5 protein-coding genes are annotated in these 4,972 nt (G+C 73.0%); 4 read left to right on the top strand and 1 reads right to left on the bottom strand.

The features are described from left to right. Positions 1–107 precede the first annotated feature (107 nt). From ACWEN3_RS41320 to ACWEN3_RS41305, 4 genes are all read left to right on the top strand, one after another. Positions 108–1,055 carry a MerR family transcriptional regulator gene (locus tag ACWEN3_RS41320; RefSeq protein ID WP_452982330.1) on the top strand — a complete coding sequence of 316 codons (948 nt, stop codon included), beginning with the start codon at positions 108–110 and terminating at the stop codon, positions 1,053–1,055. Positions 1,056–1,176: 121 nt separating this feature from the next. Next, positions 1,177–1,725, top strand: a complete 549-nt coding sequence (locus ACWEN3_RS41315) for an RNA 2'-phosphotransferase (protein WP_452982327.1) — start codon at positions 1,177–1,179, stop codon at positions 1,723–1,725. A gap of 144 nt (positions 1,726–1,869) precedes the next feature. Next, positions 1,870–2,772: an LLM class flavin-dependent oxidoreductase gene (locus tag ACWEN3_RS41310; protein WP_452982324.1), complete on the top strand. Its 903-nt coding sequence runs from the start codon at positions 1,870–1,872 to the stop codon at positions 2,770–2,772. A gap of 80 nt (positions 2,773–2,852) precedes the next feature. Further along, a complete protein-coding gene (locus ACWEN3_RS41305; RefSeq protein WP_452982321.1) occupies positions 2,853–3,740 on the top strand; it encodes an HAD-IIB family hydrolase in 888 nt (295 codons plus the stop codon). A gap of 96 nt (positions 3,741–3,836) precedes the next feature. On the opposite strand, the gene cydC is transcribed toward ACWEN3_RS41305, so the two are convergent. Beyond that, a partial coding sequence (gene cydC, locus ACWEN3_RS41300; protein WP_452982318.1) for a thiol reductant ABC exporter subunit CydC occupies positions 3,837–4,972 on the bottom strand: 1,136 nt, incomplete at its 5' end.

The following is a 4,972-nucleotide window of genomic DNA, read 5'->3' as shown; positions in this document are numbered from 1 at the left end:
GGGAGGTCTCCGCGGCCACGGGCGGGGACGGCGGGGACGACCTGCCGCCGCGGCCCGGGCGAGCGAAGCGACCTGTCCAGTTCCGGCCACCAGCCAAGGACCCCGACATGACCGAGCCCCCGGTACAAAAGGCCCTCCGCATCGAGGATTTGGCGCACCGGACCGGCACCACCGTGCGCACCATCCGTGCCTACCAGGACCGCGGTCTCCTCCCCCGTCCCGAGCGCCAGGGCCGGGCCAACTTCTACTCCGAGGCCCACGTCACCCGCCTCCACCAGATCGCGCACCTCCTCGACCGCGGCTACACCCTCGCCTCGATCAAGGAACTCCTGGACGCCTGGGACACGGGCCGTGGCCTCGGCGGAGTCCTCGGTCTGGTCACCGAGGTGGAGGGCCCGTGGACGGACGAGCAGCCCGACCGCGTCACCCGCGCCGAACTCGAAGCCCGCTTCGGCGGCGCCCCCGACGAGGACGCCGTGGCCGAGGCGCTCGAACTGGGCGTACTGGAAGCGGTCGACGGCGACCCCGACGCCTTCCTCGTCCCCAGTCCCCAAGAGCTCGCCGTGGCAGCGGAGTTGCATGCCGCAGGTGTCCCCCTGTCCGCGATCTCGGGCCATCTGCGGGAGTTGAGGACTCAGGTCGAGCACATCGCCGCCCGTTTCCTGGAGTTCACCACAGAGCACGTCTTCGCGCGCTACCTGGACGATCCGGACCGTCGCACGGACGCGCACGCGGCGGAGGCGGCCTCCCTCGTACGCCGCCTGCGCCCCCTCGCCCAGCAGACGGTGGACGCCGAACTCGGCCGCGCCATGCGCGCGTTCGCGACCCGCCACCTGCGCGCGCACCTCGGCGCCGAGGAACCCGGCGAACAGGACTCCGGCACGCGTCCCGTACCGCTCCCCGCGAAGACGATCGACGCCGTGGAAGGGCTGGTTGGCCGGGACCGCGTCTCCGAGTTCGTCGCGCATGCGGCCGAACGTGAGGTAAGCGCACGGATCTTGGACGACCTGGTGACATCCGGCGGTCGCGCCCCGGAAGTTCGCGAATCACCTTGAAACACACGCCTGTTGTCCACAGTTCCGCCAATTCCCCTGTGGATAACCGCACTTGGTTGTGGACCAAACCTGTGGGCAAAAACAACCTGCGTGATCCGCGTCTCTCCCGCACGCTGGACACATGGACGAAAGACGCACCGTAAAGGTGTCGAAGTACCTCTCGAAACACCTCCGCCACCTGCCGGAACGCATCGGCCTCGCCCTGGACCCGGGCGGCTGGGTGGAGATCGACGCGCTGATCGCCGCGGCCGCCGGGCACGGATTCCGGTTCACCCGTGAGGAGCTGGACCACGTGGTGGCCACCAACGACAAACAGCGCTTCGCGATCGAGGGCACCAGAATCCGCGCCAGCCAGGGTCACAGCATCGGCGTGGACCTCGGCCTGCCCCCGGCGACCCCGCCACCGTTCCTGTACCACGGCACCGTCGCCCCCGCCCTGGACGCCATCCGCGCGACCGGCCTCAGGCCCATGAGCAGGCACGCCGTACACCTGTCCGCGGACCGGGAGACCGCCACCCGCGTCGGCGCCCGCCGCGGCCGGCCCGTCGTCCTCACCGTCGACGCCGGCGCCATGCACCGCGACGGCCATGTGTTCCACGTCAGCGCCAACGGCGTCTGGCTGACGGCCGCCGTACCCCCGCGGTACCTCCGTCTCCCCGGCCCCCGCTGAGGTCCGCAACCGCGCGGGCGACCGGCCGGGAGTCCCCGGGCGCATGACCCGGCGCCTGTCCGATGCGCGGCCGGCGCGTGCCCGAGCAGCCACATTCGGTGACGGTTTCGCCCGTTGTCCTTGGCCCCGCTTACTCTCGGACGCATGAGTCTGCGCCTGAGCACCGTGATCCTGCCGTACCGCCGCTGGAACGAGGGCGGCCGTTCGGCCTGGGTGCGGGCCGAGCAGCTCGGCTTCCACACCGCGTACACCTATGACCACCTCTCCTGGCGCAGCTTCCGCGACGGCCCGTGGTTCGGCGCGATCCCGACGCTGACCGCCGCCACGGCCGCCACCGAGCGCCTCCGCCTCGGCACGCTGGTCACCTCTCCGAACTTCCGGCACCCGGTGACCCTCGCCAAGGAGCTGATCTCCCTCGACGACATCTCCGGCGGCCGGGTCACCCTCGGCATCGGCGCCGGCGGTACGGGCTTCGACGCGACCGCCCTCGGCCAGGAGCCGTGGACCCCGCGCGAGCGCGCCGACCGGTTCGCCGAGTTCGTGCCCCTGCTCGACCGGCTGCTCACCGAGGACACGGTGACGCACGAGGGCCGGTTCTACTCGGCGCACGAGGCGCGGAACATACCGGGCTGTGTGCAGCGCCCCCGGCTGCCGTTCGCGGTCGCGGCCACCGGCCCCCGCGGGCTGAGGCTCGCCGCCCGCCACGGCCAGGCCTGGGTCACCACCGGCGACCCCAAGCTGTACGAGAACGGCACCCCGGAGCAGTCCGTAGAGGCGCTGCGCGGGCAGTTCGGCAAGTTGTCCGAGGCGTGCGAGGCCGTCGGCCGGGACGTGGCGGACCTGGACAGGATCCTGCTCACCGGCTTCACCCCGGACCGCGCACGGCCGCTCGCGTCCCTGGACGCGTTCGTGGACTTCGCCGGCCGCCACCAGGAGCTGGGCTTCACCGAGATCGTCGTCCACTGGCCCATCCCTGACTCCGACTTCGCCGCGGACGAGAAGGTCTTCGAACGGATCGCCATGGAGGCCGTCGCGCAGCTGGACTGAGGTCCGTCGGGCGTGCCCGGATTCGGCCGAGCGTCATCTGTGTCTCATCCGTGCGCAGTCGCGCACGGCCGTGCGGGCATATGCGCGAGAATGACCCGGTGACCTCAGCGACCAGACAGCCCGGGACCCCAGCCGCCGCGATACGCCCGCGGCTGATCGCCACCGACCTCGACGGCACCCTGCTGCGCGACGACAAGTCGGTCTCCCCAAGGACCGTCGCAGCCCTGGCCGCCGCCGAGGAGGCGGGCATCGAGGTCTTCTTCGTCACCGGCCGCCCGGCCCGCTGGATGGACGTCGTCAGCGACCACGTCCACGGCCACGGCCTGGCGATCTGCGGCAACGGCGCCGCCGTCGTCGACCTGCACGGCGGCCCCGGCGCCCACCGCTTCGTGAAGGTGCGTGAGCTGTCCCGGGAGAACGCCCTGGACGCGGTACGAGTGCTCCGCGAGGCCGCGCCCGGCACGATGTTCGCGGTGGAGCAGACCTACGGCTTCCACCAGGAGCCGGCCTATCCCAAGCTGCACATGGAGACGCCCGACAACCTGCGGCCGGCCGAGGAACTGCTCGCGCCCGACGGCCCGGACGCCGACCAGCCCGTCCTCAAGATCCTGGCCCACCACCCCACCCTCGACCCCGACGACTTCCTCGGCCTCGCCCGCCTCGCGATCGGAGAGCGCGCCAACGTCACCCGCTCCAGCCCCAGCGCCCTGCTGGAGCTCAGCGGCCCCGGCGTCTCCAAGGCCAGCACCCTCGCCCTGTGCTGCGCCGAGCGCGGCATCTCGCACGAGGAGGTCGTCGCCTTCGGCGACATGCCCAACGACGTAGAGATGCTCACCTGGGCCGGCCAGTCGTACGCGATGGGCAACGCCCACCCGGACGCCGTCGCCGCCGCGTCGGGCCGTACCGTCGCCAACAACGAGGACGGCGTGGCGGTCGTGATGGAGCAACTGCTCGCGGAGCACTTCTAGTTCCACCGGTTCCACGGTCCGGGTCGCCCCGGCCGGGTCACCGTCGTCCCGATCGCCCGGAGCGGGTCACCGCGGCCCAGATCCGTCCGGGACGGGTCACCGTGCCCCGACCAGCGACTCCGCCTCCGCCTCCCGTCGTGCCATCTCCCTCAGCGGCCCGTCGACCGCGGCCAGTTCCGCGTACGGGCCGCGCTGCACCACCCGGCCCGCGTCGAGCACGATCACCTCGTCGACCGCGGCCAGGCCGGCGAGCCGGTGCGTGATCAGCAGCGTCGTGCGGCCCTCCGTGGCGGCAAGGAGATCGGCGGTGAGCGCGTCGGCCGTCGGCAGGTCCAGGTGTTCGGCGGGCTCGTCGAGCACCAGGACGGGGAAGCCGGCCAGCAACGCGCGAGCCAGCGCCAGCCGCTGCCGCTGACCGCCGGACAGCCGCGCCCCGTGCTCGCCGACGAGCGTGTCCAGGCCGTCGGGCAGCCCGTCCACCCAGTCCAGCAGCCGGGCCCGGGACAGCACCCGGCGCAGTTCGGCCTCGGTGGCGTCCTTCCTGGCCAGCAGCAGGTTCTCGCGGACCGAGCTGTCGAAGAGGTGCGCGTCCTGAGCACACAGCCCGACGAGCCGCCGTACGTCGTCACCGGCCAGCGCGTGCGCGTCCACCCCGGCGAGCGTGTACGAGCCGACCTGCGGGTCGAGGAACCGCAGCAGCACCTGGGCGAGTGTGGTCTTGCCGGAGCCGGAGGCGCCCACCACGGCGATCCGCCGGCCCTCCTCCAGCGTGAGATCGAGCCCGCCCAGCGCCTCCCGCCGCTGCCCCTCGTGCCGTGCGGCCAGCCCCTTGAGGACCACCGGGAACGGCGCTTCGGGCGCCTTCCGGGGCCGCTCGGGCTCGTGCACGGGCTCCGGGGCGTCCAGGACCTCGTAGACCCGCTCCGCGCTCCGCCGCACCCGCTGCCGGTGGCGGACGGCGAGCGGCAGCCCGAGCACGGCCTCGAAGGCGGCCAGCGGGGTGAGGACGACCACGGCCATCGCCACGCCGCCGAGCCGGCCCGCGGCCACCGCCTGGGCCCCGAGCAGCGCCGTGCCCGTGACCGTCAGACCGGAGATCAGCGCGGTGAGCCCGTCGCCGAGCGCGGTGACGGCGGCGGCGCGCGAGGCGATCCGGGTCAGGGTGCCGTCCGCCCGCCGGGCCGCCTCCGCGCGGACGGGCAGCGCTCCGGCGACGGTCAGCTCGGCGGTGC

This window comes from Streptomyces sp. NPDC004561 (assembly GCF_053602155.1).
Note: the sequence above shows the minus strand (reverse complement) of the source record. Positions and strands in the feature narration are given on the sequence as shown.